The following is a 25,868-nucleotide window of genomic DNA, read 5'->3' on the forward strand; positions in this document are numbered from 1 at the left end:
CCGGGGCCGATGTCGGAGGTCCGACCTAGACTTAACAGGTGCCCATCGTTCCTGTCGCCTCTCCCTCGCCGTCCGCGAATTCCGGTACCAGTGGAAAGCTGAGTGTCCGGGGCGCACGCGTCCACAACCTGAAGAACGTCGACCTCGACATCCCGCGTGATTCCCTCGTCGTCTTCACCGGTCTGTCGGGCTCGGGAAAGTCGAGTCTCGCCTTCGACACCATCTTCGCGGAGGGCCAGCGCCGCTATGTCGAGTCGCTCAGCGCGTACGCGCGACAGTTCCTCGGGCAGGTCGACCGTCCCGACGTCGACTTCATCGAGGGGCTGAGTCCCGCGGTCTCCATCGACCAGAAGTCGACCAACCGCAACCCCCGCTCGACGGTCGGCACGATCACCGAGATCCACGACTACATGCGTCTGCTCTGGGCGCGCGTCGGCGTGCCCCACTGCCCCGACTGCGGAGCGCGCATCCAGCGGCAGACGGTCCAGCAGATTGCCGACCAGCTTATGGAGCTCCCCGAGCGCACGCGCTACCAGATCGTCGCCCCCGTGGTCACTCAGAAGAAGGGGGAGTTCGTCGACCTCTTCAAGGAGCTCAGCGCGAAGGGCTACGCCCGTGCGGTGGTCGATGGCGAGCTCGTGCAGCTGGCCGAGCCCCCGACGCTGAAGAAGAGCTACAAGCACGATATCGCGGTCGTCGTCGACCGACTCGTGGCATCCGGAGACAACCTCAGCCGCGTGACCGACTCCGTCGAGACGGCGATGGGGCTCGCCGGCGGCATCATGCAGGTCAATTACGTCGACGAGGAGGGCGACGACGCCTGGCAGTCGTTTTCGGAGAAGCTGGCGTGCCCCAACGGGCACCCGCTGCAGCTCACCGAGATCGAACCGCGCACGTTCTCGTTCAACGCGCCCTTCGGTGCGTGCCCCGTCTGCTCCGGCCTCGGAACGCGCATGTCGGTCGACGTCGACCTCATGCTGGGCGACGAGGAGCTCTCCATCCGCGACGGCGCGATCCTGCCGTGGACGACCCAGGGCAAGGGACTCTTCCAGTACTACGAGCGGCTTCTCGAGGGGCTCGCGCGCGATCTGGAGTTCTCGCTCGACACGCCGTGGAAGGACCTCTCGCACGACGTGCAGCAGGCGGTGCTCCGCGGTGAGAACTACAAGGTCACGGTCAAGTGGAAGAACCGCTACGGCCGCGAGATGCGGTACTCGTCGGGCTTCGAGGGCGTCGTGCCCTACATCGAGCGTCAGTACCTGCAGGCCGAGTCCGACACCCAGCGCCAGCGCTGGTCGGAGTACCTCCGCGAGGTGCCTTGCGCGGTGTGCGACGGCGATCGGCTCAAGCCCGAGGTTCTCGCGGTGCTCGTCGACGGCACCTCGATCGCGGCGGCCTCGCGCATGAGCCTTGCCGATGCGCGGGAGTTCTTCTCGCAGCTGACGCTGACCGACCGCGAGGCCACGATCGCCGCGGCGGTGTTGCGTGAGATCCGCGCGCGACTCGACTTCCTGCTGCAGGTGGGCCTGAACTATCTGAGCCTCGGCCGCGCGGCCGGCACGCTCTCGGGCGGAGAAGCGCAGCGCATTCGCCTCGCCACACAGATCGGGTCGGGGCTGACCGGCGTGCTCTACGTGCTCGATGAGCCCTCGATCGGTCTGCATCAGCGCGACAACCGCCGCCTCATCCAGACGCTCGAGACTCTGCGCGACCTCGGCAACACGCTCATCGTGGTCGAGCACGACGAAGAGACCATCCACGCGGCCGACTGGGTCGTCGACATCGGGCCCCGCGCCGGCGTCGACGGCGGCAATGTCGTGCACTCCGGTCCGCTCTCCGGCCTGCTGACCGACGAGAACTCCCTGACGGGTGCCTACCTCTCCGGCCGCCGATCGATCGAGGCGCCGAAGAAGCGCCGCAAGATCGACAAGAAGCGTCAGGTCACGGTGGTCGGCGCGCGCGAGAACAACCTGCAGAACGTCACGGCCGACTTCCCCCTGGGGGTGCTGACGGCGGTGACCGGCGTGAGCGGTTCGGGCAAGTCGACGCTGGTGAACGGCATCCTGTACGAAGTCCTCGCCTCGAAGCTGAACGGTGCGCGTCGCGTTCCGGGCAAGCACACGCGCGTGACCGGTCTCGACAACCTCGACAAGGTCGTGCACGTCGATCAGGCGCCGATCGGGCGCACCCCGCGCTCGAACCCGGCGACCTACACCGGGGTCTTCGACCGCATCCGCAGCCTGTTCGCCGAGACGCCCGAGGCGAAGGTGCGCGGCTACCAGGCCGGGCGCTTCAGCTTCAACGTCAAGGGCGGGCGCTGCGAGGCGTGTTCGGGCGACGGCACGCTCAAGATCGAGATGAACTTCCTCCCCGACGTCTACGTCGACTGCGAGGTATGCCACGGCAAGCGGTACAACCGCGACACCCTCTCGGTGCACTACAAGGGGAAGAACATCGCCGAGGTGCTCGAGATGCCGATCTCGGAGGCCGCGGAGTTCTTCGAGCCCATTCAGGCGATCCACCGATACCTCAAGACCCTCGTCGACGTCGGTCTCGGGTACGTACGCCTGGGTCAGTCGGCGACGACGCTGTCGGGGGGCGAGGCGCAGCGCGTCAAGCTCGCTACCGAGCTGCAGCGCCGCAGCAACGGCCGTTCGATCTATGTTCTCGACGAGCCCACCACGGGTCTGCACTTCGAGGATGTCTCGCTGCTGCTCAAGGTGCTGAACGGTCTCGTCGACAAGGGCAACACCGTCATCGTGATCGAGCACAACCTCGACGTCATCAAGAGCTCCGACTGGGTCATCGACCTCGGGCCCGAAGGTGGCGCCGGCGGCGGCACGATCGTGGCCACCGGAACGCCCGAGCAGGTCGCGAAGGTCGAGGGCAGCCACACCGGCTCTTTCCTGGCGGAGCTTCTCGAGACCGGCCGGACCGGCGCGCAGCGCAACATCGCTACGGTCGAGAGCGGCGACGCCGAGCGAGAGCTCGTGAGCGCGGCGGGCTGAGCGTGGCACCACGAGAACGGGTATCGCACCTCTCGTATCGTCCCAAAGCCGGCGAGATCCCCACGAACCCGGGGGTCTACCGGTTCCGGGATGCCGAGGGGCGCGTGCTGTACGTCGGCAAAGCCAAGAACCTCCGCGCCCGCCTGTCGAACTATTTCGCTCCGCTGCATTCCCTGCACGAGCGCACGCGGCGCATGGTGACGACGGCGGCGAGCGTCGAATGGACGGTCGTTCCGAGCGACATCGACTCCCTGCAGTTGGAGTTCATGTGGATCAAGGAGTTCGATCCGCCCTTCAACGTCCGCTACCGCGACGACAAGTCGTATCCGTACATGGCGATCACCCTCGCCGATGAGGCCCCGCGCGTCATCGTCACGCGCAACCCCAAGATCCGAGGGGCCAAATACTTCGGGCCGTACCCGAAGGTGTGGGCGGTGCACGACACGATCGACCTGATGATCAAGGTCTTCCCGATCCGCACGTGCAGCGATTCCTCATACAAGAAGGCGATGGCATCCGGTCGGCCCTGCTTCCCCGGCCAGATCGGCCGGTGCGGCGGGCCGTGCTCGATGAAGGTGACGATCGAGGAGCACCGTGCCGTCGTGAACGATTTCATCGCCTTCATGTCCGGCGGTGACCAGCGGTTCACGCGCGAGCTCACCGCCCGCATGAAAGAGGCGTCCGCCGCGATGGATTACGAGTCGGCGGCCCACTACCGAGACCGCCTGCAGGCCATCGACGCGGTGCTCGGCAAGAGCGCGTTGGTGCTCGCTTCGGACACGGATGCCGATCTCTTCGGAATCGCGGAGGACGAACTCGCCGCCACCGTCCAGCACTTCGTCGTCCGGGGTGGGCGTGTGCGCGGCGTGCGGGCGACGACCATCGAGAAAGAGATCGACATCTCCGGCGCCGACCTCGTCGATCAGGTGCTCCAGCGCACCTACGGCGATGCCGACGCGAGCGACATCCCGCGGCAGGTGCTCGTCCCCGAGCTTCCCGACGACGCCGAACAGCTCGAGGATTGGCTGCGCGAACGCCGCGGCCGCCCGGTGACCCTGCAGGTCGCCCAGCGCGGCCGGAAGGCCGACCTGCTGAAGACCGCGACGCTCAACGCGCAGCAGGCGCTGATGCTTCACAAGACCCGCCGCACCAGCGACTACGTCGCGCGGTCGCAGGCCCTCACTGACCTTCAAGAGGCGCTCGGAATGACCGAGGCGCCGCTCCGCATCGAGTGCTTCGACATCTCGCACCTCTCGGGCACCAACGTCGTGGCATCCATGGTGGTCTTCGAAGACGGTCTTCCTCGCAAGGACCAGTACCGTTCCTTCGGGGTCGCCGAGACGACGGACGACACCGACTCGATGTACCAGGTGCTCAGCCGGCGCCTCGCGTACCTCGACCGCCCCGACGAGATCGAACCCGAAACGATCGACGGCGCGATCGTGGCCGCCCCTGACTCCGAAGAGGCCACGGCCGACGGCGAGGTCGTGACCGCGCGAAAGCGTCCGCGTTTCGCCTACCGGCCCCAGCTGCTCGTGGTCGACGGCGGTCAGCCGCAGGTCGCCGCCGCAGCGCGTGCCCTCGCCGATGCGGGGCACGAGGAGATCGCGTTGTGCGGCATCGCCAAGCGTCTGGAGGAGGTCTGGCTGCCGGGGGAGGAGTACCCGGTCATCCTGCCTCGCACCTCGGAGGCGTTGTACCTGCTGCAGCGCCTGCGCGACGAGGCCCACCGGTTCGCGATCGTGCATCAGCGCAAGCGCCGGAAACGAGACATCACGAGCGTGCTCGCGGAGGTGCCGGGTCTCGGCGACACCCGCATCAAGGCGCTTCTGCGGCACTTCGGTTCGGTCTCGGCGCTCAAGAACGCCACCGCGGAGGAGATCACGGCGCTGCCGGGCATCGGCCCGACCCTGGCCGCGGCCATCCACGCGCATCTTGCTGGGTAGGCTGGGACCACACGACGGGAGGCGATCGCCCATGGAACCGGCACGCAACGACGAGCCAGGAGAGGTGCTGATCGTCACCGGCATGTCGGGTGCCGGGCGATCCACGGTCGCCAACGCCCTCGAAGACCTCGACTGGTACGTGGTCGACAACCTCCCGCCGCGCATGCTGCGCCCCTTGCTCGAGCTCACCGAGCTCGCCGGCGGAGCCGTTCCGCGGGTGGCAGTGGTGGTGGATGTGCGCGGCCGGTCGCTCTTCGGCGACCTGCCCGAGGCGATGCGGACCCTGCAGGCGAACCGTCAGGTGCGGGTGGTGTTCCTGGATGCCAGTGACGCGGCGCTCGTGAGGCGGTTCGAAGCCGTGCGCCGACCGCACCCTCTGCAGCATGACGGCACGATCCTCGATGGGATCCATCGCGAGCGCGAGCGACTGGCCCCCGTGCGCGAGGCGGCCGACGTCGTGATCGACACCTCGGCGTTGAACGTGCACCAACTGTCCCTGCGGACGGTGTCGCTCTTCGGCGACGAGGGAGCAGCGCGGCACACCGTCACGCTCATGAGCTTCGGCTTCAAGTACGGTCTGCCGCCCGACGTCGATCTCGTGGCCGACATGCGGTTCCTACCGAATCCGTTCTGGAACGACGACCTGAGAGCCCTCACCGGCGAAGACCCCCGCGTGCGGGAATACGTGCTGGCTCAAGAGGGCGCATCGGAGTTCCTCGACGCCTACGCGGCGGCGCTGCGCCCCGTGATGGAGGGGTATCAGCGCGAGAACAAGCGGCATTCCGTCGTGGCGGTGGGCTGCACGGGCGGTAAACACCGTTCGGTGGTGATGGCCCGTGAGTTGGCTGCACGTCTGTCCGATGTGCCCGGGGTGGCCGTCCGCGTGGCTCACCGCGACCTCGGTCGCGAGTAGGCTGTACCGTCGTCCCCGCCGCCCCACCCGAGGAGAACCGTGCCGCTGACCGCCGACGTGAAGGCCGAACTCATCACCGTTCGCGACCCGCGCCCGACCGCGCGCGTCGCCGAGCTCACGGCCCTCCTGCGCTTCTCCGGTGGCTTGCACTCCATCGCCAACCGCGTCGCGGTGGAGGCCGAGCTCGACTCCGACATCCTCGCGCGTCGCGTGGCCCGCGACCTCATGGAGCTCTACGGCGTGCGCCCCGAGCTGCACCACGTGCAGGGCTCGGGAGGACGCGCGGGCGGCCTCTACGCCGTGCGTGTGATCGAGGCCGGTGAGACCCTGGCCCGTCAGACCGGTCTCCTCGACCAGCGTCGTCGCCCGGTGCGCGGGCTGCCGAACAAGCTCACCACCGGCTCGCGACCCGATCTCAGCGCCATCTGGCGCGGGGCCTTCCTCGCGGCGGGTTCCCTCAGCGACCCGGGCCGATCAGCGGCCCTCGAGATCTCGTGCCCCTCGTCCGAGGCGGCCATGGCCCTCGTGGGCGCGGGCCACCGCATCGGCATCCCCGCCAAGGCCCGCGAGGTTCGAGGTGTCCCGCGCGTCGTCGTGCGCGACGGCGAAGCGATCCGCGGAGCCCTCTACGAGATGGGCGCTCGTCGCACCGCAGGGGAGTGGGATCAGATGCGTCAGCGCCGCGAGGTGCGCGCGGGCGTCAACCGCCTCGTGAACTTCGACGACGCCAATCTCCGCCGCTCGGCGCAGGCTGCCGTCGCCGCGTGCGCCCGTGTGGAGCGCGCGCTCGAGATCCTCGGCGACGAGGTGCCGGCGCACCTGCAGCAGGCGGGTGAGCTGCGTCTCGCCCACCGGGACGCGAGCCTCGACGAGCTCGGCCACCACGCCGATCCGCCCCTCACCAAGGACGCCGTCGCCGGCCGCATCCGCCGCCTTCTCGCGATGGCTGACAAGAAGGCCGAGGTCGAAGGCATTCCCGGCACCGAAGCCGCTGTGCCGGTCGGCGCCGAGGGCTGAGCCCGCAGAGCGCTGCCGCAGGGGACCGGTTCCTTCGCAGCGGCCGCGATGCGCGGGTCGCCGGCATCCCGAACAGCGTCGTACGACGCGCCCGGGCGCCTATCTTCCGTCATTCGGGGAAGCAACCCCGGTGCGCCGTGGTTACCCCTCAGTAGGATGAAATCGTCACCCTCGCTGCTCGGTTCCTCGGCACGTCGTTTCGGCGCAGAGGTCTCGGCGGCGCCCGATTCGGAAGTTGAGATCATGGCGAAGTACACGCTGCCCGAACTGCCCTACGACTACTCGGCGCTGGAGCCGCACATCAGTGCGACCATCATGGAGCTGCACCACAGCAAGCACCACCAGACCTACGTCAACGGCGCCAACACCACTCTCGACCTCCTCGCCGAAGCGCGCGAGAAGGGCGATTTCGCCAACATCAACCGCCTGCAGAAGGACCTCGCCTTCAACCTCGGCGGTCACACGAACCACTCGATCTTCTGGACCAACCTCTCGCCCAACGGGGGCGACAAGCCCACCGGCGACCTCGAGTCCGCGATCGACGACCAGTTCGGTTCGTTCGACGCGTTCCGCGCGCAGTTCACCGCTGCGGCCCTCGGTGTGCAGGGCTCGGGCTGGGCGGGTCTGTTCTGGGACTCCATCGGTGAGAACCTCGTCATCCAGCAGTTCTTCGACCAGCAGGGCCAGATCGTGGCGGGGACCGTTCCGATCCTCCTGCTCGACGTCTGGGAGCACGCCTACTACCTCGACTACAAGAACGTCCGCGCGGACTACGTGAAGGCCTTCTGGAACATCGCCAACTGGGACGACGCTCAGAATCGCTTCGCGGCCGCCCGGGAGAAGACCTCGGGTCTGCTGGTACTGTCGTAAACGGTGCGGCGTCCCGGTGGGACACCCCACCGGGACGCCGTTGTCCGCCAGCGAACATCGCAATCACGCGCTTCTCGCGCACAACTGATTCAGGAGATATTCCGTGACCGTCAAGATCGGAATCAACGGCTTCGGCCGTATCGGACGCAACTACCTCCGCGCGGCTCTCGCGCAGGGTGCCGACCTCGAAATCGTGGCGGTGAACGACCTCACCGACAACAAGTCGCTGGCGCACCTCCTCAAGTACGACTCCGTCGGCGGCGTGCTGACCGAGGACGTCTCGTACACCGCTGACTCCATCACCGTCGGCGACAAGACCATCAAGGTCTTCGAAGAGCGCGACCCGGCCAACCTGCCCTGGGGCGAGCTCGGCGTCGACATCGTCATCGAGTCCACCGGCCGCTTCACCAAGGCGGAGGACGCCAAGAAGCACATCACCGGTGGTGCCAAGAAGGTCCTCATCTCGGCTCCCGCCACGGGCGACGACGCCACGATCGTCATGGGCGTGAACGAAGAGACCTACAACCCCGAGACCGACGTCATCATCTCGAACGCCTCGTGCACGACGAACTGCCTGGCACCCCTCGCCCAGGTCTTCAACGAGGCCTTCGGCATCGAGCGCGGTTTCATGATGACCGCTCACGCCTACACGGCCGACCAGAACCTGCAGGACGGCCCGCACAGCGACCTTCGTCGTGCACGCGGCGCGGCCATCAACATCGTCCCCGCCTCGACCGGTGCCGCCAAGGCCATCGGCCTGGTCCTGCCCGAGCTGAACGGCAAGCTCAGCGGCTCGTCGTACCGCGTTCCGGTTCCCACCGGTTCGATCGTCGACCTCACGATCGTCACGCCCACCGAGGGTCTGACGGTCGACCAGGTCAACGAGGTCTACAAGAAGGCTGCTGCCGAGGGTCGCCTGAACGGCATCCTCCAGTACACCGAAGACCCGATCGTCTCGAGCGACATCCAGGGCAACCCGCACTCCTCGATCTTCGACGCGGAGCTGACCAACGTCAGCGGCAACCTCGTCAAGGTCTCGTCGTGGTACGACAACGAGTGGGGCTACTCCAACCGTCTCGTCGACCTGACCGAGTACGTCGCCGAGCGCCTGTAACCCTTCATGGCTCTGCGCACCCTCGATTCGCTGGGGTCGCTGGCCGGCACGCGCGTCATCGTCCGTTGTGATCTCAACGTTCCTCTCAAGGACGGGATCATCACGGACGATGGCCGCGTGCGCGCGTCGCTGCCGACCCTCAACGCACTGATCAACGCCGGCGCGCGTGTGGTCGTGTGCTCGCACCTCGGCCGCCCCGACGGGGCACCCGATCCGAAGTTCTCTCTCGAGCCCGTCGCGCAGCGTCTGTCCGAGCTGCTCGGTCAGCCGGTCGCGTTCGCGCGCGACACGGTGGGGGAATCCGCTCAGGATGCCGTCTCCTCGCTGGAGAACGGCGAGGTCGCCGTCATCGAGAACCTCCGCTTCAACCCCGGCGAGACCTCCAAGGACGAGGCCGAGCGCCAGGCCTTCGCGCGGGAGCTCGCCCGTCTCGGCGACGCTCTCGTGTCGGACGGTTTCGGTGTCGTGCATCGCAAGCAGGCGAGCGTCTACGACCTCGCCCAGCTGGTGCCCTCCGCCGCGGGCCTTCTGATCCAGAAAGAGCTCGAGGTCCTCGACCGTCTCACCGAGAACCCGGAGCGTCCCTACACGGTCGTGCTCGGCGGCTCGAAGGTCAGCGACAAGCTCGGCGTGATCGAGCACCTGCTCCCTCGCGTGGACAAGCTCCTCGTCGGCGGCGGCATGATGTTCACTTTCCTCGTCGCCGAGGGCCACAAGGTCGGCTCGAGCCTGCTCGAGAAGGACCAGATCGACACCGTCAAGGGCTACCTCGCCACGGCGAAGGAGCGCGGCGTCGAGATCGTGCTCCCCGTCGACGCGGTCGTCGCCGCGTCCTTCTCGGCGGATGCCGAACACGTGGTCGCCGACGCCGACTCCCTCGAGAACACCGCTTTCGGTGCCTCGGGGCTCGGTCTCGACATCGGACCCCGCACGGCGGAGATCTTCGCCGACGCCATCCGCGGCTCGCGCACCGTCTTCTGGAACGGCCCGATGGGCGTGTTCGAGATGAAGGCGTTCGAAGCCGGAACGAAGACCGTCGCCCAGGCGCTCACCGAGGTCGACGGCCTCAGCGTCGTCGGCGGCGGCGACTCCGCCGCGGCCGTGCGTCAGCTCGGTTTCACGGACGACGCCTTCGGCCACATCTCCACCGGTGGCGGCGCGAGCCTGGAATTCCTCGAAGGCAAGAAGCTCCCCGGACTGGAGGTCCTCGGATGGCAGTGACCAGAACCCCTCTCATCGCCGGCAACTGGAAGATGAACCTCGACCACCTGCAGGCGGTCGCGTTCGTCCAGAAGCTGCATTGGACGCTGAAGGAGGCCAAGCACGAGACAGGAAGCGTCGAGGTCGCGGTCTTCCCGCCGTTCACCGACCTGCGCACCGTGCAGACGTTGCTCGACGCCGACAAGATCGACTTCGCCCTCGGCGGTCAGGACCTGTCCGCGCACGACTCCGGTGCGTACACGGGCGAGATCTCGGGCCAGTTCCTGGCCAAGCTCGACGCGAAGTACGTGATCATCGGGCACTCCGAGCGTCGCCAGTTCCACAACGAGACCGACGAGGTCGTCGCAGCGAAGACCCAGGCGGCCCTCCGCCACGGCCTCGCTCCGGTGATCTGCGTCGGTGAGACCTCGGAGGACCTCGAGAAGTTCGGCGCGAGCGCCGTTCCCGTCGGTCAGCTCGAGGTCGCCCTCGAAGGTGTCGCGGCGGATGCCGACATCGTCGTGGCGTACGAGCCGGTGTGGGCCATCGGCTCCGGTCAGGCGGCGACGCCCGACCAGGCCCAGGAGGTCTGCGCCAAGCTCCGCGCGGTCGTGGCCGACAAGCTCGGCGCCGATGCGGCCGCTCGCACCCGTGTGCTGTACGGCGGCTCGGTGAAGTCCGGCAACATCGCCGGCTTCATGCGCGAGCCCGACGTGGACGGCGCCCTGGTGGGCGGTGCGAGCCTCGTCGTCGATGAGTTCGCCGCCATCGTCCGGTTCCAGAAGCACGTCGGCGTCTGACGCTGACCGGATGCCCGCGGCGTTACGCCGCGGGCATCCGTGCGTCTGGGACGCGTCCCCGTATACTTGACGCTTGTGCGGTCGAACCGATCGCTACGAAAGGCTTTCGACTGTGCAGATTCTCGAGTTCGTCCTGCAGGTGCTCCTGGGTATCACCAGCCTCCTGTTGACCCTGCTCATCCTTCTCCACAAGGGTCGCGGCGGCGGTCTGTCCGACATGTTCGGCGGCGGGATGAGTTCCGCCCTCGGTTCGTCGGGCCTGGCCGAGCGCAACCTCAACCGTTTCACGATCGTGCTCGCGCTGGTGTGGTTCGTCACCATCGTCGGTCTCGGTCTGCTGACCAAGTTCGCGGAGATCTGATCATGGCCACTGGAGGCAATGCCATCCGCGGCTCGCGTGTCGGCGCGGGCCCCATGGGCGAACAGGATCACGGCTTCCACGCCGACCGCGTCGCCGTGTCGTATTGGGATGCGCTCGGCAACGAGACGGTGCGCTACTTCGCCGCGGGTATTCCCGACGACGAGATCCCCGAGACCATCGACTCCCCGCACTCCGGTCTTCCTGCCGGTCGCGACAAGGCCAACCCGCCGGCCCTGGCCAAGGCAGAGCCCTACAAGACGCACCTCGCGTACGTGAAGGAGCGCCGCAGCGACGAAGAAGCCGCCTCGCTGCTCGACGACGCGCTGCAGCAGCTGCGCGAGCGTCGCGGACAGTAAGTCCCCGAGCGCGCACGACACGAGGGCCGGATGCCATGGCATCCGGCCCTTCTGCATGTGCGCGGTCCGCTCAGCGGACGGGGGAGTCCGTCACGATCGTCGTCCAGGGGCCGGAGGGGACGTTCTCCTCGTCGACGAAGGACCAGTCGACGCGGTCGTCTTGGCCGTTCAGGTCGCTGAAGCCCAGGCAGCCGTTGAGAGCCGGGGATACGTCGAGCCCGGCGCCGTTGTAGCGCGCGTTGGCGGGGCGCTGGTCGTCGGAGCCGAAGACGTACGCGGCGTCGTGGTACTCGCCGGGGCCGGCGTCTTCGATCTGGCCGTAGCAGATGCGTCCGTCTTTGCGGAGGACGACCCAGCGGTTCTTCATGAGGCTCGCGGAGCGCTCGTCGACGACGGCCGCGTAGGCGGGCTCGCTCGCCCAGGGGATGACCTCTCCCCGCGTGGCGAAGGCCGTGTCGTCATTGACGTCGTCGAAGGGAAGATCGAGGTAGAACGGGTTCTCGCGGGGTGTCATCGCGGTGGGGAAGTAGCCCGATCCGGGGGTGCGGGGCTCGGTCCGGCAGTCGTCGCCGACGACGATCCCGTCGCAGCCGCCGTACGAGCCCAGCCAGTCGGAGTCGTAGGTCGAGATGCGCTGAGTGCCGTCGGAGGTGTTCGGATCGAACACCTCGCCGACCCAGAACGTGGTGGCGACGACGTCGGTGTGCCACGCATACCCCGTGTCGGGTCGAGGAGCCGCGTGCGGGGCGCACGCCGACAGGCCGACGGCGGCAACCACCACGAGGGTGATCGCCGCCGTCGGCCGCAACGCTCGCGTCACTCGCTGATGTCGCTTTCGGTGGGGTGGACCTTCTCCACCGGTCCCTGAGGGGGTGTCGCGGTCATCGGGGCGAACGAGGGAGCGGTCACGGTGGCGGGAGCCAGGGGCGGGGCACCGGCGCTGTCGTAGAGCTGCAGGTCGTCGGCTCGGAGGGTGCCGTTGCCGAAGATCGTCAGCGCGAAGCTGATGCCGCTGTACCCTGCCGGGATGGCCGCGGTCGTCCAATCGGCCTGCGTCCAGTCCGACGCCGAGCCGAACCAGGGGCTGGAGGTCCAGTACGACCACGAGCCGCTCGTGGAACGGAGATAGACGGCGAACTGCGTCACTCCGCTCGACTGATACCACTCGCGAAGCGTGTACGACGTGCCGGGCGTCACGGTGGGGGAGCACTGCCCGAGGTCGAACTGCGGCAGCAACTTGGCGTCTCCGTCGACGTAGTTCGACATCGCGATAGCGCTCGAGATGTTGCCCGTATGGGCGGGAGACCCCGTGCTGAAGGCGGGTGAGTTGTCGCCGTATCCGCCCCTCATCCAGCAGTCGGGGGCACCGGTCTCCATGCTCGGGTTGACGATGCCGTTGGCGGACCCTGTCACCGCGGGCACCGAGGGGCCGTCGACCACCGGCTTGGTGGCGCCGCCGATGACCTCGCCGACGGTCTTGACCACCGTGCCGGCCGACTGGCGGGTCTTCAGCCACGCGGTGAACTGTCCGAAGAGCGACGTGGTCACCGCGAGGTCGCTGCAGGCGTCGTCGCAGATGTCGTGGAAGGTGTACGGCACCCAACCACCGCCGTTCTTCTCGGCGTTGGTGACCCCGGCCTTGAGATCGTCGAGCGTCCAGGTGGCGTCGACTTGATCGAGGGCTTTCAGTGCGTACTTGTCGGCGGGTCGGGTGGACTCCGCGTAGGCGCATTCGGGGCACCCGAAGCGGCTGCGGATGTCGCCGAGAAGTCGTGCGCTGTTGTATCCGCAGTTGGCCACCGCCTTCTCGACCGCGGCGTCAGCGGATGCGAACGGGTACGCGAAGCTGCGGACCGCGAACCCCCACGACGTGAGGTTCTTGCGGTCGGTGCAGATCTGCCGGGTGGCCTCGTCGATGCTCACCTGCGCGAGGTCGGGGTGGTTGACGGTGTGGCCGCCGAGCTCATGGCCCGCGTTCTTCAGGTTCGTCAGATCGGTTCGGGTCATGTGCCCCGCGGCGCCGATGAAGCCGGAGTTGACGTAGAACGTCCCCTTCATGCCGTTGGCCTGCAGGGAGGGGAGAGCATTGAGCTGGTCGGAGTTGGCGTCGTCGAAAGTGAGGCTGACGATCGTGCGGGTCGCGGCCTGCGCCGGCGCCGATGCCGGGGGCGAGGTGGCGATGAGCCCGCCCGTTCCCACGGCGACGGCGGCGAGCACCGCCAGGGCCCGAATCCGTCGCCGCCCGGGGGCGGCGTGTCGTTGGATCATGGGGGAGTCCTTTCGGGTGAGAGGGGTCGTCCGTCGACGGACCGGGGCGTCGTCGGACGTGAGTTCGTCGGGGGCGCGATCGGTCATGAGACCGTCACTGACTTGGCGAGATTGCGAGGCTTGTCGACGTCGCGACGCAGCCGCAGCGCGAGTTCTCGCGCGAACATCTGCAGGGGTACCACCGTTTCGAGCGGCCCCCACGAGGGACCGGTCCGCGGCAGGTGCATGGGCAGACCGCCGACGTTCAGCACCCTCTCACCGACGCGCAGCACACGCCCCCCGCGGGCGAGGATCTCGGCGATGTCGACATCGAGTCGAGGATCGCCGTTGTCGACGACGAACACGGGGGTGCCGGTGTCCACCAGGGCGAGCGGGCCGTGCTTGAGCTCTCCCGCCGGTTGGTGCTCGGCCCAGCGATACGACAGCTCCTTGAGCTTGAGGGCGCCCTCGGCCGCGTAGACGAGGCCGGAGCCCCTCCCCAGGAAGAGGAAGCCGGGCGCGTCGACGAACTCGCCGGCCATCTTCGCGGCCGGCTCCCGCCAGGTGTCCAGCGCCGCCGAGAGCGCGTCGGGGGTCGCGGCCATCGCCCGCAGGTCGCTCTCGAGCGCGATCGCGTCGGTTCGCGACGACACGGAGAGCCCCGATAGGGCGAGGCACGCCCCCGTGAGCACCTGCGCGACGAAGGTCTTCGTCGCCGCGACGCCGATCTCGGGGCCGGCGAGGCAGTCCAGCGTCGCGTCGGCGCGTCGCGCGAGCGTCGAGGAGGGGTTGTTCGTCAGTGCCAGCACCGTGGCGGCACCCTCGGGCAGCCCGTCGAGGGCCCTCAACACGTCGGCCGTCTCCCCGGACTGGCTGAGCGCGATCACGAGGGTCCGCGGCTCCCAGACCTCGTGCGCCGCCTCGCTCGCGACGAGGGTCCGGGTGGGAAGACCGCCCAGACGCGAGAAGACCTGCGCGACGGCCCGCCCCGCGTGCAGCGAGGTCCCGCAACCGAGGACGGTGACGCGGTCGATCTCGTCGAGCGGGGCCAGGCCCATCCCGCGCCAGAGCAACCCGTCGGCGATACCCGGGGTGAGCACCTCCAGCACCCGGCGAGCTACAGCGGGCTGCTCGTCTATCTCGTTGCCCATGTGGTCGCGGTGGCGCCCCTTGCTGGCGAGATAGGCCGTCTGGGGCACCGGCCACAGCCCCCGCGGACGGCAGCTGCCGCCGGAACGGTGCCAGCGCATCCCCTCGGCATCGACCTCGACGACGTCGTCGTCCTCCAGCACGCGGAACGCCTCCACCACGGGTGTGATCGCGCCGACGTCGCTCGCGAAGTACACCCCCTCCTCACCCTCGGCGAAGATGAGGGGAGAGCCGTGCGCGGTGCCCGCGAGGGCTCCCGTGCGCGCGTCGAGGGCGACGACAGCCCAGGACCCCTCGAGGTGCCGGGCCGCGTCGGCGAGGGCGTCACCGAGACCGACCCCCGGGCGCAGGGCCTGCTCGACGAGGTGCACGATCACCTCGGTGTCCACGTCGGTGGCGAAGCGGTGTCCGCCGGCGACGAGATGCGCGCGCAGCAGATCGGCGTTGTCGATGATCCCGTTGTGCACCACGAAGAGCCGGCCGCTGCAGTCCTCGATCGGATGGGCATTGCGTCGGCTCACCTCGCCGTGCGTGGCCCAGCGCGTGTGGCCGATCGCCGCGGTCGTGGCATCCGTCCCCGACTCATCCGAATGCACCGCGTCGGTCAGGGAGGCCACGCCGTCGAGCGTGCGCACGTGCAGCGTCGTGCCATCGAGGTGCCGGGCGGCGATGCCCGCGGAATCGTAGCCCCGATACTCCAGGCGTTCGAGGGCGCTTCGCGCGCACGATGCGGCTGAGGATGGTCCGCGGTAGGCGGTGATCCCGCACATCAGAGAACCCCCCGAAAGGAGCCGGCACCGGCCAACGGCATGGCATCCGAACCGAGTCGTTCGCGCGAGAGCAGATCGGCGGCGACGCGCATGATGGTCGAGGTCAGCGAGGTCTGCGGCTCGTAGCCCACGAGGTCGTGCGCTTTGGCGTTGTCGGGCACCCGGCGGCGCATGTCCTCGAACCCCGGCGCATACGCCTGCTCGTAGGGAACCAGCTGGATCGTGCTGCGACTGTCCAGGGTGCGGATGATCTCCTCCGCCAGCGCCGAGATCGAGATCTCGCGGGCGCCGCCGAGGTTGTAGGCCTGGCCGCGGGCGCGCGGATCTCTCTCGATGGCGACCATTGCGGGAACCACGTCTTCGACCGCCGAGAAGCAGCGCGTCTGCTGCCCGTCGCCGAAGACGGTGAGCGGCTGGCCGCGCAGGGCTTGGCCCACGAGATTCGGCAGCACCATGCCGTAGCGTCCGGTCTGGCGGGGGCCGACGGTATTGAACAGGCGCACGATCGAGACGTCCAGGCCCTCCTGGTCGCAGTACGCTTTCGCGAACGCCTCGTCGATCCCCTTCGCCCCGGCGTACGTCCAGCGTGAGAGCAGCGGGTCGCCGAGCACGCGATCGGAGTCCTCGCGTAGGCGGTCGGCGGTGTTCTTGCCGTACACCTCGCTCGTCGACACCATCAGCACCGAGGCCTGCTGCTCGATGGCGGCGGTCAGCACGTTCTCGGTGCCGTGGATGTTGATGCGCAGTCCCCGCAGCGGCTGCTCGACGATGAGCTTGACCCCCACCGCCGCGGCCAGGTGGAACACGCGGTCGCAGCCCCGCATCGCCGAGCCCACCGTCTTGGTGTTGAGGATCGAGCCGTGGATCATCTCGAGGCGCGGGTTGTCGGCGACGCCCGCGAGATTGCGGGCTGAGCCGGTGGAGAGATCGTCGAGGACGACGACCTCGTCGCCGAGAGCGAGCAGATGCTCGACGAGGTGGCTCCCGATGAAGCCGGCGCCGCCGGTGACCAGCGTGCGCGTGTGCGAGTGCGCGGAGCCCGGATAGACCGGCACGCCGCTCACAGGAGCACCCGCCCCGCGATGTCGGCGCTGCGGTAGGTGCCGTCGACGACCACGGCTTCGCCGTCGAGCCAGCCGAGGTCGCTGTCATGGTGGCGCGTGTGCACGAGCACGACGTCGGGATGGAAGTCCGCGGGGTCGGCGAGCGAGTCGCGTTCCCGCCCCGAGGCGAGGTGGATGTGCGGTGCGTGCGTGTCGACGTACTGCACTTCTGCGCCGGCGTCGATGAGGTGGTCGATGATCTCCAGGGCGGGAGACTCGCGGAGATCGGCGACGTCGGGCTTGTAGGTGACGCCGACGATGAGGATGCGGGCGCCGAGGGTTCCCTTGCCCGCGCGACCCAGGACGTCGCGGATGCGGTCGACGACCCGGAGGGGGCGGGCGGCGATGCGGGTCATCGCCTCGGTGATCACGCCGGCGTCGACGTGGAGGGCCTTGAGCTGCCACAGCAGGTAGTGCGGGTCGCACGGGATGCAGTGGCCCCCGACCCCCGGGCCCGGGTAGAACGCCATGAATCCGTAGGGCTTGGTGCTCGCGGCCTCGATGACCTCGGTGATACGGACGTCGAGAGCACCGCAGATGTCGGCGAATTCGTTGGCTAGGGCGATGTTGACGGCGCGAAAGGTGTTCTCGAGCAGCTTCGTCATCTCGGCGGTGGCCAGGCTCGACACCCGGTGCACCCGCGCGGCGTAACGGGCGAGGAGCCGAGCGCCCTCCTCTTCGCATTGCGGGGTGGCTCCACCGACGACGCGGGGGACGATCTCTTGGGCGAACCCGATGTTGCCGGGGTCGATGCGCTCGGCGCTAAAGGTCACGAACACGTCGCGGCCGACCTGCATCCCACGCTCCCGAAGCGGCATCTCGACCAGATCGTGTGTGCACCCGACGTAGGTGGTCGAGGTGAGCATGACGAGCTGCCCGGGCCGGACGGCGGCGACGACGGTGGCGCACGCCGCCCGGAGCGCGGTGAGATCCGGTACCTGCTGATGATCCACGGGCGTCGGCACGCACACGACGATCGCGGCGGCGCGACTGAGCTCCGAGGGGTCGCTGGTGAGCCGGAATCCGGCGGGTGCGCGCAGGGCCGTCTCGAGACGTTCCCGATCGGATCCGATCAGGTCGGCGCCTCGAGCGGCGATGGTGCGCAGGCGCCGGGTGGAGACATCGAGGGCGATCACTCGGGAGCCGCTGGCGTGGTAGGCGAGCGCCGTCGGGAGCCCCACGTATCCCAGCCCCACGATGGCGACGTCGAAGTCGAACGTCCGCGTCGGGGCGGGAGCAGAGGGCGGCGGCGTGGTGACCACGTCGGCCCGGATGTCGAGAGTGGACATGTTCATCCTCCAAGGCAGGGTCCGAGGGGACGGCTCGGGGGAGATGAGGCGCCCCCTCGGAGGAATTCGGGTGATGGGACGGCGTCCGTCGGGTATCGACGCTGCTCCGGGAATCACACTGGGGCGCGGCTCCGGCGACGGTCAAGATCGCCGGCCGCATCATGCGGGTTGCCGCCGACCGCACCGCGGAGTGCGGGAAACCGCATGTCGCTGTGCGGGCGGTTGCGGTCGTCTTCGGCCTCGGCACGGCGTACCGTCGGCACGAACGCCTCACCCGAAGAGGAGTGCCATGACCCCCGCCGCCGTCGTCATCGTCGCCGTGTGCACGATCGGCGTGTCGACCCTGGTGTGGGGGCTCGCCGCGATCTGCCGCCTGCTGGCCGAGGGTCGGCAGCAGCACGCCCTGCTCTCGCCGTCGATGTACTACCGCCGAGACGAGGTGGCCGTGTTGATCGCGGCGCACAACGAGGAGCTCGTCATCGCCGACGCCGTCGCGGCCGCGTGCCGCCTGGTGCCCGCGCGCAACGTGTTCGTGGTGTCCGACGGTTCGAGCGATGCGACGGTGGAGCGCGCGCGTACCGAGGGGGCGACCGCGTGGGACCTCACGCCCAACCGTGGGAAGGCCGGTGCCATCCGCGCGGGGCTCGAGCGATTCGGCATCCCGTCGCGCTTCCCCCTCCTTCTGCTGCTCGACGCCGACTCCCGGCCCCGGCCGGACTACCTTCAGACGGCTCTGCCCCTGTTCACCGATGACGGTGTGGTCGCCGTGGCCGGGTGCGCCACGACCGCAGCCGACGCACCGACCACCCGCATGGGACGCTTCCTCACGGCCTATCGTGAGCGCACCTACGTCTGCACGCAGTACCTGCACAAGTTCGGTCAAGCCGCCCGCGCCGCGGACGTCGTGGCGATCGTGCCGGGGTTTGCGAGTCTGTACCGCACCGACGTGCTCGACCGTATCGACATCGATGCTCCGGGCCTGTCGATCGAGGACTTCAACATGACGTTCGAGGTGCACGCGAAGCGGCTCGGACGCATCGCCTTCCATCCCGAGTGCGCGATCGCCGAGACGCAGGATCCGGCCGTCTTCCGCGACTACACAGCGCAGGTGCGGCGGTGGAGCCTGGGGTTCTGGCAGACGGTACGTCGCCACGGTGTGCGGCCGGGGCTCTTCTCGGCGACGGTGGGCGTCTTCGCGCTCGAGACCGTGGTGTCCAGCGTCGTGCTGACAGCCATCCTGCCCGTCCTGCTCGTGACAACGGCGGCGCTGGTGACGGCCCCCCTGCTCTCCGGCGAGGCGGGGCAGGTGTCGGCATGGGTATCGGCCGCGTTCCCGGTGGGGCCCATCGCGCTGGGATTCTTCGTCGTGGATGCCGTGATGACGGCGTTCGCGTGCGCGATCTCGCGCGTGCGTCCCCGTGCGTGGATGCTGCTGTTCCCCCTCATGCGCGTCTGGGACGCGGTGCAGTGCCTGCGCGCACTCGGGGCCGCCCTGGGGCGTCCCTCGGACGGCCGGTGGCGCAGCCCCGATCGGCGCGCGATACGGCCCGCCCGGGAATCTGTGGCGTGAGCGGCGCGGGGTTCCCCCTCGTCTTCGGCGGTCGTCGAAGGGGCCGCGTACCCCGTCGGGCGAGCCGCGTTTCCTCGCCTCGCGCGGGGCCGTGAGTGTTCGGCTGCCCTCTCGTCAGCTCGCGGCGTTGTGCAGCGTGGCGATGAGATGGGCGCGCGAACTGACCCCGAGCTTGCGGTAGATCCCGGTGAGCCGCAGCTCGACGGTGCGGAGGGAGAGGAAGAGGGATGCCGCGATCTCGCGGTTGCGCAGGCCCTTCTCGACCAGAGCGACGACATCGCGCTCTTGGGCGGTGAGGGACCGATTGCGCGTCTCGGCGCGGGGCACGGGGCGCAGGAGGACGCGTTCGTGGACGGTGACGCAGCGCTCGCGAGCGCGCGCGAGACGGCGGCGCTCGAGCGGCGCATCGTCGGTGCGGTAGATCGCCTCGGCCTCGCGGAACGCACCGACGGCGTCGCGATCCGAGGCGCAGATCGCTCGCGACCGCGCGAGGGCCAGCGTCGTCCAGCGGCGCGGGGAACGTTGGGCCGCGCGTTCGAGCCCGTGCAGCTCCTGCTGGGCCTGCGCCGGCCGTCCGCTGAGCCAGAGCGCCTCGATCAGGTCGGCGTCGGCGCGCAGCAGAGCCGGGTCGTCGGCTTCGACCGCGTCCCGCCCGGCTTGCAGCGATACGACGGCGTCGTCATAGCGGCCCTCTGCCAGGGCCGTCTGCCCCTCGATCACGGCGAACCACGGAAGAAGAGTCGGGGTCCCTGCTCTCCGGCACAGTTCGCGTCCCTGCCGCACCAGAGCGCCGGCCTGCGGGTCGAGCGGGTCGAGAGCCGCGGCCGAGGCCAGCACGAGAATCGTCGCGACGTCGACGGTGCGACCGTCGACCCATTCCCGCCGCCACGCGGCGACGGCCTCGTGTGCTCCGAGGGGGTCGCCTCCGCGAACCTCGTTCGTGACGAGCAGGCACAAGAGGTGGTCGCGCCAGATCGGCGCCAAGCGGGGGGTACGCTCAAGCAGCCCTCGGATCCGGCGGCGCACCGCGGCGTACTCCTCGCGCATGACTCCGGCTCTCAACTGAAGCAACTCCAGCTCGATCGGCAGCTCGGCGTCCGCCGACGCCGTGGCGACGCCGGTGTCGATCGTCAGGTCCGAGAGGGTGTCGGTCCCCAGCTCTTCCAGCAATCTCGCCACCAGAGCGGTCTCGGTCGTGGCGACACCGCGCTCGATCGCCGTGGCGATCAGCTCCCGGGCTCGCTCGAGTTCGCCGTGCCAGAGATGCAGGAGGGCGCTTTCGCACAGGACGTGCTCGGCGGTGCGGCCGTCGTCGGCATCGACCGCGACGGCGATGGCGGCCTCGTCGATCATGTGCTCGATCGCCGCCGTGGCGCGAAGCCGAGCGAGAGCCGCCCGAGCGCGAAGATCCGGCTGGGCCGCGTGCCCGGCTCGGTTCAGGTAGTGCCGCCCCTGCACGTCTTGACCGTGCAGCACCAAGGCCTCGCCGAGGTCGATGAGGTGGCGGCAGCGCACCTCGGGAGAGATCGCGCCGGCCAGCGCTCTCTCCGCGAACTCGATCGCCTCGGGGTGATCGCCGCCGCGGGCGAGCTCGACGGCCGCGACGAGCAGTCCCTCGCGGTCCGCCTCGGGCTGGATGAAGCTGGTGTGCCACAGGTAGGTGGCCGGGTGTGCGCTCTCGTGCTCCTGCGCCGCTCGGACATGGAGTCGACGACGTTCTTCCGTCGACAGCGCCGCGTGGTGGCTCAGCCGGCGGGCAGGGTCGGCGATGCGGGCCAGCTCGTCGTGCACCGAGACGAGACCGTCGTCGATGAGCGCCTCGAGGTCGACGCCGCGCTCCTCGGCGACGAGTTCCAACCTGTCATAGCTGAAGACGGGGCCGACCGCCAGCAGATCGAGCAGCGAGGTCACTCGCGGGTCATCGGCGGTACGCCCTTCCCTGCAACGACGTGCGCGGTCGTCTGCCAGGCGCAGGGGGAGGGGAAGGGGCTGGTCGCCGGCGGCCTCTCGAGGCGTCAGCCGCACACGGACGATCGTGCCCGGGTGGCCCGCCGTGAACTCCGCGATCGTGTAGAGGACGGCCGCGGCGGTGCTCGATCCGAGGACCGACCGGGCGAGGTCGACGGACTCGTCGAACGACAGCCGCCGGATCCGCGTATGCGCCATACCCGTGAAGTCGTGGCGGCCGCCGGACTCGCGGGCGGTGGCGAGGACGGTGAGTCCCGTCCCGTGCAGGCGGGCGAACACGAAGGACAGCACGACGATGCTCGCATTGTCCATCTCATCGAGGTCGTCGATGACGAGGACGGCGGGTTCGTCGTGGACCAGATGCAGAGTCCGGTTCAGCTCCTCGGCGAACAGGTGCTCCGGCCAGTCGCGACCTCGAGCCAGCAGACCGTCGATGGCGGCTCCCCGTGCGCCGCCGAGAGCCGCGGCAGCGGCCGACAGCCCCGAGTACGGCCACATGCGCTCACTCGGGCTCGCCGACACGACGACCGTCTCGTGCCGCTCGGCGATAGCCCACGCGAGGCGCGTCTTGCCGATTCCGGGCTCTCCGAACAACAATCTCGCCGAGCCGTTGTGCGCCGCGACGTCTTTGTCTGTGACCTGCTTTTCTCGGTCTCGACCGAAAAATGGCATCCGAACGCTCCCTGCTGCGTCGGCCGCTCGTCGCTGATCGACCCTTGCGGATCGAGCCCCGTCGAGTGGTCAAGGATGCCCCCCACGAGAAGAGTAAGACCGCGATGGGTCGAAGACAATGGGCGGGGACCCCGGCAGGCTTACGAGTGCGTAACGACCGAGACCGGATGCCGTGTGGCATCCGGTCTCGACAGGCGCGACGCAGGCGGCAGCGCTCGTTCTCGCGAGTCTCAGTACTCGCGGTCGATGAGCTGCGGCGGAACCTGGTCGGCCGCGACCTCGTCGACGAAGAACGCCGTGCGGCGGCGTCCCTTGGCTCCGGCCGCCGGCACGCTCTGATAGCTGGCGCCGGCGAGGGCGAGGCCCAGAGCAGCGGCCTTGTCGGCACCCGCCACGACCATCCACACGCGCTTGGACGAATTGATCACCGGTCGCGTCAGCGACACACGCTCGCTCGGCGGCTTGGGGGAGTTGCGCACCGGCACGGTGGCTCGATCGACCACCGAGATCTCGGGGCGATCCGGAAACAGCGAGGCGATGTGCGCGTCGGGACCGACACCGAGGAAGCAGATGTCGAACGCGGGCCACGGACCGGTTTCGCTGCGATCGGACGGCGCGAATTGCGCCAGCTCGTCGGCGTAGGCGATGGCCGCCGCATCGAGGTCGAGTCCGTCTTCGCTCGAGGCCACGGTGTGGATGTTCTCGGCCGGGATGTCGAGGTGGTCCAGGAACGCCTCGCGCGCCTGCTTCTCGTTGCGATCGTCGGAGTCGCGCGGAACGAACCGCTCGTCGCCGAACCAGAAGTGCACCAGCGACCAGTCGATCTGCCCGATGCGCTCGTCGCGCGCGGCCGTGCGCAGCACCGCTCCGCCCATCGTCCCGCCGGTCAGGCACACGTGCATGCGCTTGCCCTCGGCGACGCGCTTGACGATGCGGTTCACGAAACGGGTGGCGACGTAGGATGCCAGGGTCTCGGCATCCGGCTTGATGATGACCTGTTTGGCCGAGCCGTTGTCGGTCATGACGCGTTCCGCTCGCTCGCTGCGAGCAGAAGGTCGTGCCCCTCGGTGATGACGCGACCGTAGAGCAGGTCGGGGTCGAGGCGGCGGAGCTCCTCGGCGAGGCACTCGCGGAGCGTGCGCCGGGGGAATGCCAGGTCGTGCGTGGGCTGACCCGGCTGGGTCAGCACCGCGACACCGGACTCCGGGCGCTCGAGAAGGGTGTCGCCGCTTGCCCGCGTCAGACGGACCGACTTGATGCCGCTCGACCACTCGTCCGCGGGCAGGTACGCGTAGTCGACGGGGGCTTCGAGCTTCATTCCCAGCCACGCCGCCAGCAGGGCGGTGGAGGGGGAGTCGGCGGCGCCGCGGACCTCGATCGCGGTGACCGGCTCGTAGGGCGGCTGGTCGAGGACCGCGGCCAACTGCTCGCGCCAGCGCGTCACGCGGGTCCATGCGAAGTCGGTGTCGCCGGGGGCGTAGTGCTCGCCGAGGTGCGCGACCCACGCGGCGGGATCCGCCTGAGAGGACGCGTCGGTGATGCGACGCTGGGCGATCCGACCGATCGCGGAATGCGATGGATCGTCGGGAGCGTCGGCTGGCCACCACGCGACGACCGGCGCGTCGGGGAGCAGCAGACCGGTCACGAGACTCTCGGCGTTGGAGCCCGCGGCGCCGTGGGCACGGAGCACCACGACCTCGCTCGCCCCGGCGTCGCCGCCCACGCGGATCTGCGCGTCGAGACGCGGCTCGACATCGCCGTCGCCGAACAGGACGGCGATGACGCGCATCGGGTGCTCGCGCGACGCGTCGTTCGCGGCCTCGATGACCTCTTCTTCGGCACCGTGGTGCGTGACGATGATGAGCGTCAGCACGCGGCCGAGGGCCACGGCGCCGCCCTCTTCGCGCACGCTCACGAGCTTCTTCGAGATGGCGCTGACAGTGGTGTCGGGAAGATCGATGATCACGGGCGTCTCCAGGTGCGGCCGTCGCGGGCGAGGAGTTCGTCGGCGGAAGCCGGACCCCACGAACCGGGCGAATACTGTTCGAGCGGACCGCCCTGGGCGGCCCAGAACTCCTCGATCGGGTCGAGGATCTTCCAGCTGAGCTCCACCTCTTCGTGACGGGGGAACAGCGGCGGGTCTCCGAGCAGCACGTCGAGGATGAGGCGCTCGTAGGCCTCGGGGCTCGCCTCGGTGAAAGCGTGCCCGTAGCCGAAGTCCATCGTGACGTCGCGCACCTGGGTGCCGTCGCCGGGGACCTTCGAGCCGAAACGGATCGTCACACCCTCGTCGGGCTGAACACGGATGACGAGGGCGTTCTGCCCCAGCTCCTGCGTCTGGCTCTGCGAGAACAGCTGCTGCGGCGCGCGCTTGAACACGACGGCAACCTCGGTCACGCGGCGGCCCAGGCGTTTGCCGCTGCGGACGTAGAAGGGCACGCCCGACCAGCGGCGCGTGTTGATCTCGAGCTTGATCGCCGCGTACGTCTCGGTGACCGACTCGGGATTCATGCCGTCTTCCTCGAGGAAGCCGAGCACCTGCTCCCCGCCCTGCCACCCGCCGGCGTACTGACCGCGAGCGGTGGCCTCGGCGAGGTTCTCGGGCACGCGGACCGCGGCGAGCACCTTCTCCTTCTCGGCACGCAGATCCGCGGCGTTGAAGCTGATGGGCTCTTCCATCGCGGTGAGGGCCAGGAGCTGGAGCAGGTGGTTTTGGATGACGTCACGGGCTGCACCGATGCCGTCGTAGTAGCCGGCTCGGCCGCCGACACCGATGTCCTCCGCCATGGTGATCTGCACGTGATCGACGTAGTTGCGATTCCAGATCGGCTCGTACAGCTCGTTGGCGAAACGCAGCGCGAGGATGTTCTGCACCGTCTCTTTGCCGAGGTAGTGGTCGATGCGGAAGATCGAGTCGGCGGGGAAGGCGCTCTCGACGACCTCGTTCAGCTCGCGAGCGGAAGCGAGATCGTGGCCGAACGGCTTCTCGATGACCACGCGACGCCACCCGTTGACGCCGTCGGACTCGTCTCCGACGAGCCCCGATGCCTTGAGCTGGGTGGTCACCAGCGGGAAGGCCTTCGGCGGGATCGAGAGGTAGTAGGCGTGGTTGCCCATCGTGCCGCGCTCGGTGTCGAGCTTGTCGACCGTCGCACGCAGGCGCTGGAAGGCTTCGGGGTCGTCGAACTCGCCCTGGACGAAGCGGATGCCCTCGAGGAGTTCTTTCCACGTCTCCTCGCGGAACTCCGTGCGGGCGTACTTCTTGACCGACTCGTAGACGACCTTCGCGAAGTCCTGGTCCTCCCAGTCGCGGCGTGCGAACCCCACGAGCGCGAAGCCCGGGGGCAACAGCCCGCGGTTGGCGAGGTCGTAGACCGCCGGCATGAGTTTCTTGCGCGAGAGGTCGCCGGTGACGCCGAAGATCACGAGGGCGCTGGGCCCCGCAATTCGGCTCAAGCGACGATCCTCGGGATCGCGCAACGGATTGTGACCCGGAGTGATCTCTACGACCATGC

The 25,868-nt window shown here is 68.9% G+C and carries 20 protein-coding genes; 11 read left to right on the forward strand and 9 right to left on the reverse strand.

From position 1 onward, the window contains the following. Positions 1-38 precede the first annotated feature (38 nt). The 10 genes from uvrA (at position 39) to QE416_RS11875 (ending at position 11,585) form a co-directional block, all read left to right on the forward strand. The gene (gene uvrA, locus QE416_RS11830; protein ID WP_307316445.1) at positions 39-3,008 is read left to right on the forward strand and encodes an excinuclease ABC subunit UvrA; all 2,970 of its coding nucleotides are present in this window, start codon (positions 39-41) and stop codon (positions 3,006-3,008) included. A 2-nt stretch (positions 3,009-3,010) separates the two neighbouring features. Then, positions 3,011-4,954 carry an excinuclease ABC subunit UvrC gene (gene uvrC / locus QE416_RS11835; RefSeq protein ID WP_307316447.1) on the forward strand — a complete coding sequence of 648 codons (1,944 nt, stop codon included), beginning with the start codon at positions 3,011-3,013 and terminating at the stop codon, positions 4,952-4,954. Positions 4,955-4,985: 31 nt separating this feature from the next. Further along, positions 4,986-5,867: an RNase adapter RapZ gene (gene rapZ / locus QE416_RS11840; RefSeq protein WP_267787471.1), complete on the forward strand. Its 882-nt coding sequence runs from the start codon at positions 4,986-4,988 to the stop codon at positions 5,865-5,867. Positions 5,868-5,906: 39 nt separating this feature from the next. Further along, positions 5,907-6,884, forward strand: coding sequence for a DNA-binding protein WhiA (gene whiA, locus QE416_RS11845; protein ID WP_267787470.1), 978 nt, complete (start codon positions 5,907-5,909; stop codon positions 6,882-6,884). Positions 6,885-7,127: 243 nt separating this feature from the next. After that, positions 7,128-7,754, forward strand: a complete 627-nt coding sequence (locus QE416_RS11850; RefSeq protein WP_307317937.1) for a superoxide dismutase — start codon at positions 7,128-7,130, stop codon at positions 7,752-7,754. A gap of 103 nt (positions 7,755-7,857) precedes the next feature. Beyond that, positions 7,858-8,868 (forward strand): type I glyceraldehyde-3-phosphate dehydrogenase, encoded by a 1,011-nt coding sequence (gene gap, locus QE416_RS11855; protein ID WP_094734144.1) that lies wholly within the window; start codon positions 7,858-7,860, stop codon positions 8,866-8,868. A 6-nt stretch (positions 8,869-8,874) separates the two neighbouring features. After that, positions 8,875-10,089: a phosphoglycerate kinase gene (gene pgk, locus QE416_RS11860; RefSeq protein WP_307316453.1), complete on the forward strand. Its 1,215-nt coding sequence runs from the start codon at positions 8,875-8,877 to the stop codon at positions 10,087-10,089. Next, positions 10,080-10,868 (forward strand): triose-phosphate isomerase, encoded by a 789-nt coding sequence (tpiA, locus tag QE416_RS11865; RefSeq protein ID WP_210076656.1) that lies wholly within the window; start codon positions 10,080-10,082, stop codon positions 10,866-10,868. The genes pgk and tpiA overlap by 10 nt, the downstream gene beginning before the upstream one ends. A gap of 112 nt (positions 10,869-10,980) precedes the next feature. Then, positions 10,981-11,229, forward strand: a complete 249-nt coding sequence (gene secG / locus QE416_RS11870) for a preprotein translocase subunit SecG (protein ID WP_056232190.1) — start codon at positions 10,981-10,983, stop codon at positions 11,227-11,229. Positions 11,230-11,231: 2 nt separating this feature from the next. Then, entirely contained in the window at positions 11,232-11,585 is a 354-nt protein-coding gene (locus QE416_RS11875; RefSeq protein ID WP_055955187.1) for an RNA polymerase-binding protein RbpA, read from the forward strand. 70 nt (positions 11,586-11,655) lie between these two features. Here the strand turns inward: QE416_RS11875 and QE416_RS11880 are convergent, their stop codons facing one another. From QE416_RS11880 to QE416_RS11900, 5 genes are all read right to left on the reverse strand, one after another. Then, the gene (locus QE416_RS11880; protein WP_307316456.1) at positions 11,656-12,366 is read right to left on the reverse strand and encodes a hypothetical protein; all 711 of its coding nucleotides are present in this window, start codon (positions 12,364-12,366) and stop codon (positions 11,656-11,658) included. A 35-nt stretch (positions 12,367-12,401) separates the two neighbouring features. Then, positions 12,402-13,853 (reverse strand): polysaccharide deacetylase family protein, encoded by a 1,452-nt coding sequence (locus tag QE416_RS11885; RefSeq protein WP_307316460.1) that lies wholly within the window; start codon positions 13,851-13,853, stop codon positions 12,402-12,404. Positions 13,854-13,936: 83 nt separating this feature from the next. Beyond that, the gene (gene glmS, locus QE416_RS11890) at positions 13,937-15,751 is read right to left on the reverse strand and encodes a glutamine--fructose-6-phosphate transaminase (isomerizing) (protein ID WP_307316463.1); all 1,815 of its coding nucleotides are present in this window, start codon (positions 15,749-15,751) and stop codon (positions 13,937-13,939) included. Continuing rightward, positions 15,751-16,815, reverse strand: coding sequence for an NAD(P)-dependent oxidoreductase (locus QE416_RS11895; protein ID WP_307316466.1), 1,065 nt, complete (start codon positions 16,813-16,815; stop codon positions 15,751-15,753). Before QE416_RS11895 ends, glmS begins: the two co-directional genes overlap by 1 nt. Beyond that, the gene (locus QE416_RS11900; RefSeq protein WP_307316468.1) at positions 16,812-18,143 is read right to left on the reverse strand and encodes a nucleotide sugar dehydrogenase; all 1,332 of its coding nucleotides are present in this window, start codon (positions 18,141-18,143) and stop codon (positions 16,812-16,814) included. The genes QE416_RS11895 and QE416_RS11900 overlap by 4 nt, the downstream gene beginning before the upstream one ends. Positions 18,144-18,432: 289 nt before the next feature. On the opposite strand from QE416_RS11900, the gene QE416_RS11905 reads away from it, so the two are divergent. Next, positions 18,433-19,713, forward strand: coding sequence for a glycosyltransferase family 2 protein (locus tag QE416_RS11905; RefSeq protein WP_307316471.1), 1,281 nt, complete (start codon positions 18,433-18,435; stop codon positions 19,711-19,713). 114 nt (positions 19,714-19,827) lie between these two features. Here the strand turns inward: QE416_RS11905 and QE416_RS11910 are convergent, their stop codons facing one another. The 4 genes from QE416_RS11910 to zwf form a co-directional block, all read right to left on the reverse strand. Beyond that, the gene (locus tag QE416_RS11910) at positions 19,828-22,353 is read right to left on the reverse strand and encodes a LuxR C-terminal-related transcriptional regulator (protein WP_307316472.1); all 2,526 of its coding nucleotides are present in this window, start codon (positions 22,351-22,353) and stop codon (positions 19,828-19,830) included. Positions 22,354-22,583: 230 nt separating this feature from the next. Beyond that, entirely contained in the window at positions 22,584-23,375 is a 792-nt protein-coding gene (gene pgl, locus QE416_RS11915; protein ID WP_267787462.1) for a 6-phosphogluconolactonase, read from the reverse strand. Beyond that, positions 23,372-24,319: a glucose-6-phosphate dehydrogenase assembly protein OpcA gene (locus QE416_RS11920; RefSeq protein WP_267787461.1), complete on the reverse strand. Its 948-nt coding sequence runs from the start codon at positions 24,317-24,319 to the stop codon at positions 23,372-23,374. Before QE416_RS11920 ends, pgl begins: the two co-directional genes overlap by 4 nt. Continuing rightward, entirely contained in the window at positions 24,316-25,866 is a 1,551-nt protein-coding gene (zwf, locus tag QE416_RS11925; protein WP_210076639.1) for a glucose-6-phosphate dehydrogenase, read from the reverse strand. Before zwf ends, QE416_RS11920 begins: the two co-directional genes overlap by 4 nt. Positions 25,867-25,868: the final 2 nt, after the last annotated feature.

The sequence above is a fragment of the Microbacterium sp. SORGH_AS_0421 genome (assembly GCF_030818635.1).
Classification (GTDB): Bacteria; Actinomycetota; Actinomycetes; order Actinomycetales; family Microbacteriaceae; genus Microbacterium.

Excerpts from the sequence above, each read along its gene's own strand:
- rapZ (WP_267787471.1), top strand. The coding sequence starts at position 4,986 with ATGGAACCGGCACGCAACGACGAGCCAGGAGAGGTGCTGATCGTCACC.
- QE416_RS11850 (WP_307317937.1), top strand. The coding sequence starts at position 7,128 with ATGGCGAAGTACACGCTGCCCGAACTGCCCTACGACTACTCGGCGCTG.
- pgk (WP_307316453.1), top strand. The coding sequence starts at position 8,875 with ATGGCTCTGCGCACCCTCGATTCGCTGGGGTCGCTGGCCGGCACGCGC.
- tpiA (WP_210076656.1), top strand. The coding sequence starts at position 10,080 with ATGGCAGTGACCAGAACCCCTCTCATCGCCGGCAACTGGAAGATGAAC.
- QE416_RS11875 (WP_055955187.1), top strand. The coding sequence starts at position 11,232 with ATGGCCACTGGAGGCAATGCCATCCGCGGCTCGCGTGTCGGCGCGGGC.
- QE416_RS11885 (WP_307316460.1), bottom strand. The coding sequence starts at position 13,853 with ATGATCCAACGACACGCCGCCCCCGGGCGGCGACGGATTCGGGCCCTG.
- glmS (WP_307316463.1), bottom strand. The coding sequence starts at position 15,751 with ATGTGCGGGATCACCGCCTACCGCGGACCATCCTCAGCCGCATCGTGC.
- QE416_RS11900 (WP_307316468.1), bottom strand. The coding sequence starts at position 18,143 with ATGTCCACTCTCGACATCCGGGCCGACGTGGTCACCACGCCGCCGCCC.
- QE416_RS11905 (WP_307316471.1), top strand. The coding sequence starts at position 18,433 with ATGACCCCCGCCGCCGTCGTCATCGTCGCCGTGTGCACGATCGGCGTG.
- QE416_RS11910 (WP_307316472.1), bottom strand. The coding sequence starts at position 22,353 with ATGCCATTTTTCGGTCGAGACCGAGAAAAGCAGGTCACAGACAAAGAC.
- pgl (WP_267787462.1), bottom strand. The coding sequence starts at position 23,375 with ATGACCGACAACGGCTCGGCCAAACAGGTCATCATCAAGCCGGATGCC.
- zwf (WP_210076639.1), bottom strand. The coding sequence starts at position 25,866 with ATGGTCGTAGAGATCACTCCGGGTCACAATCCGTTGCGCGATCCCGAG.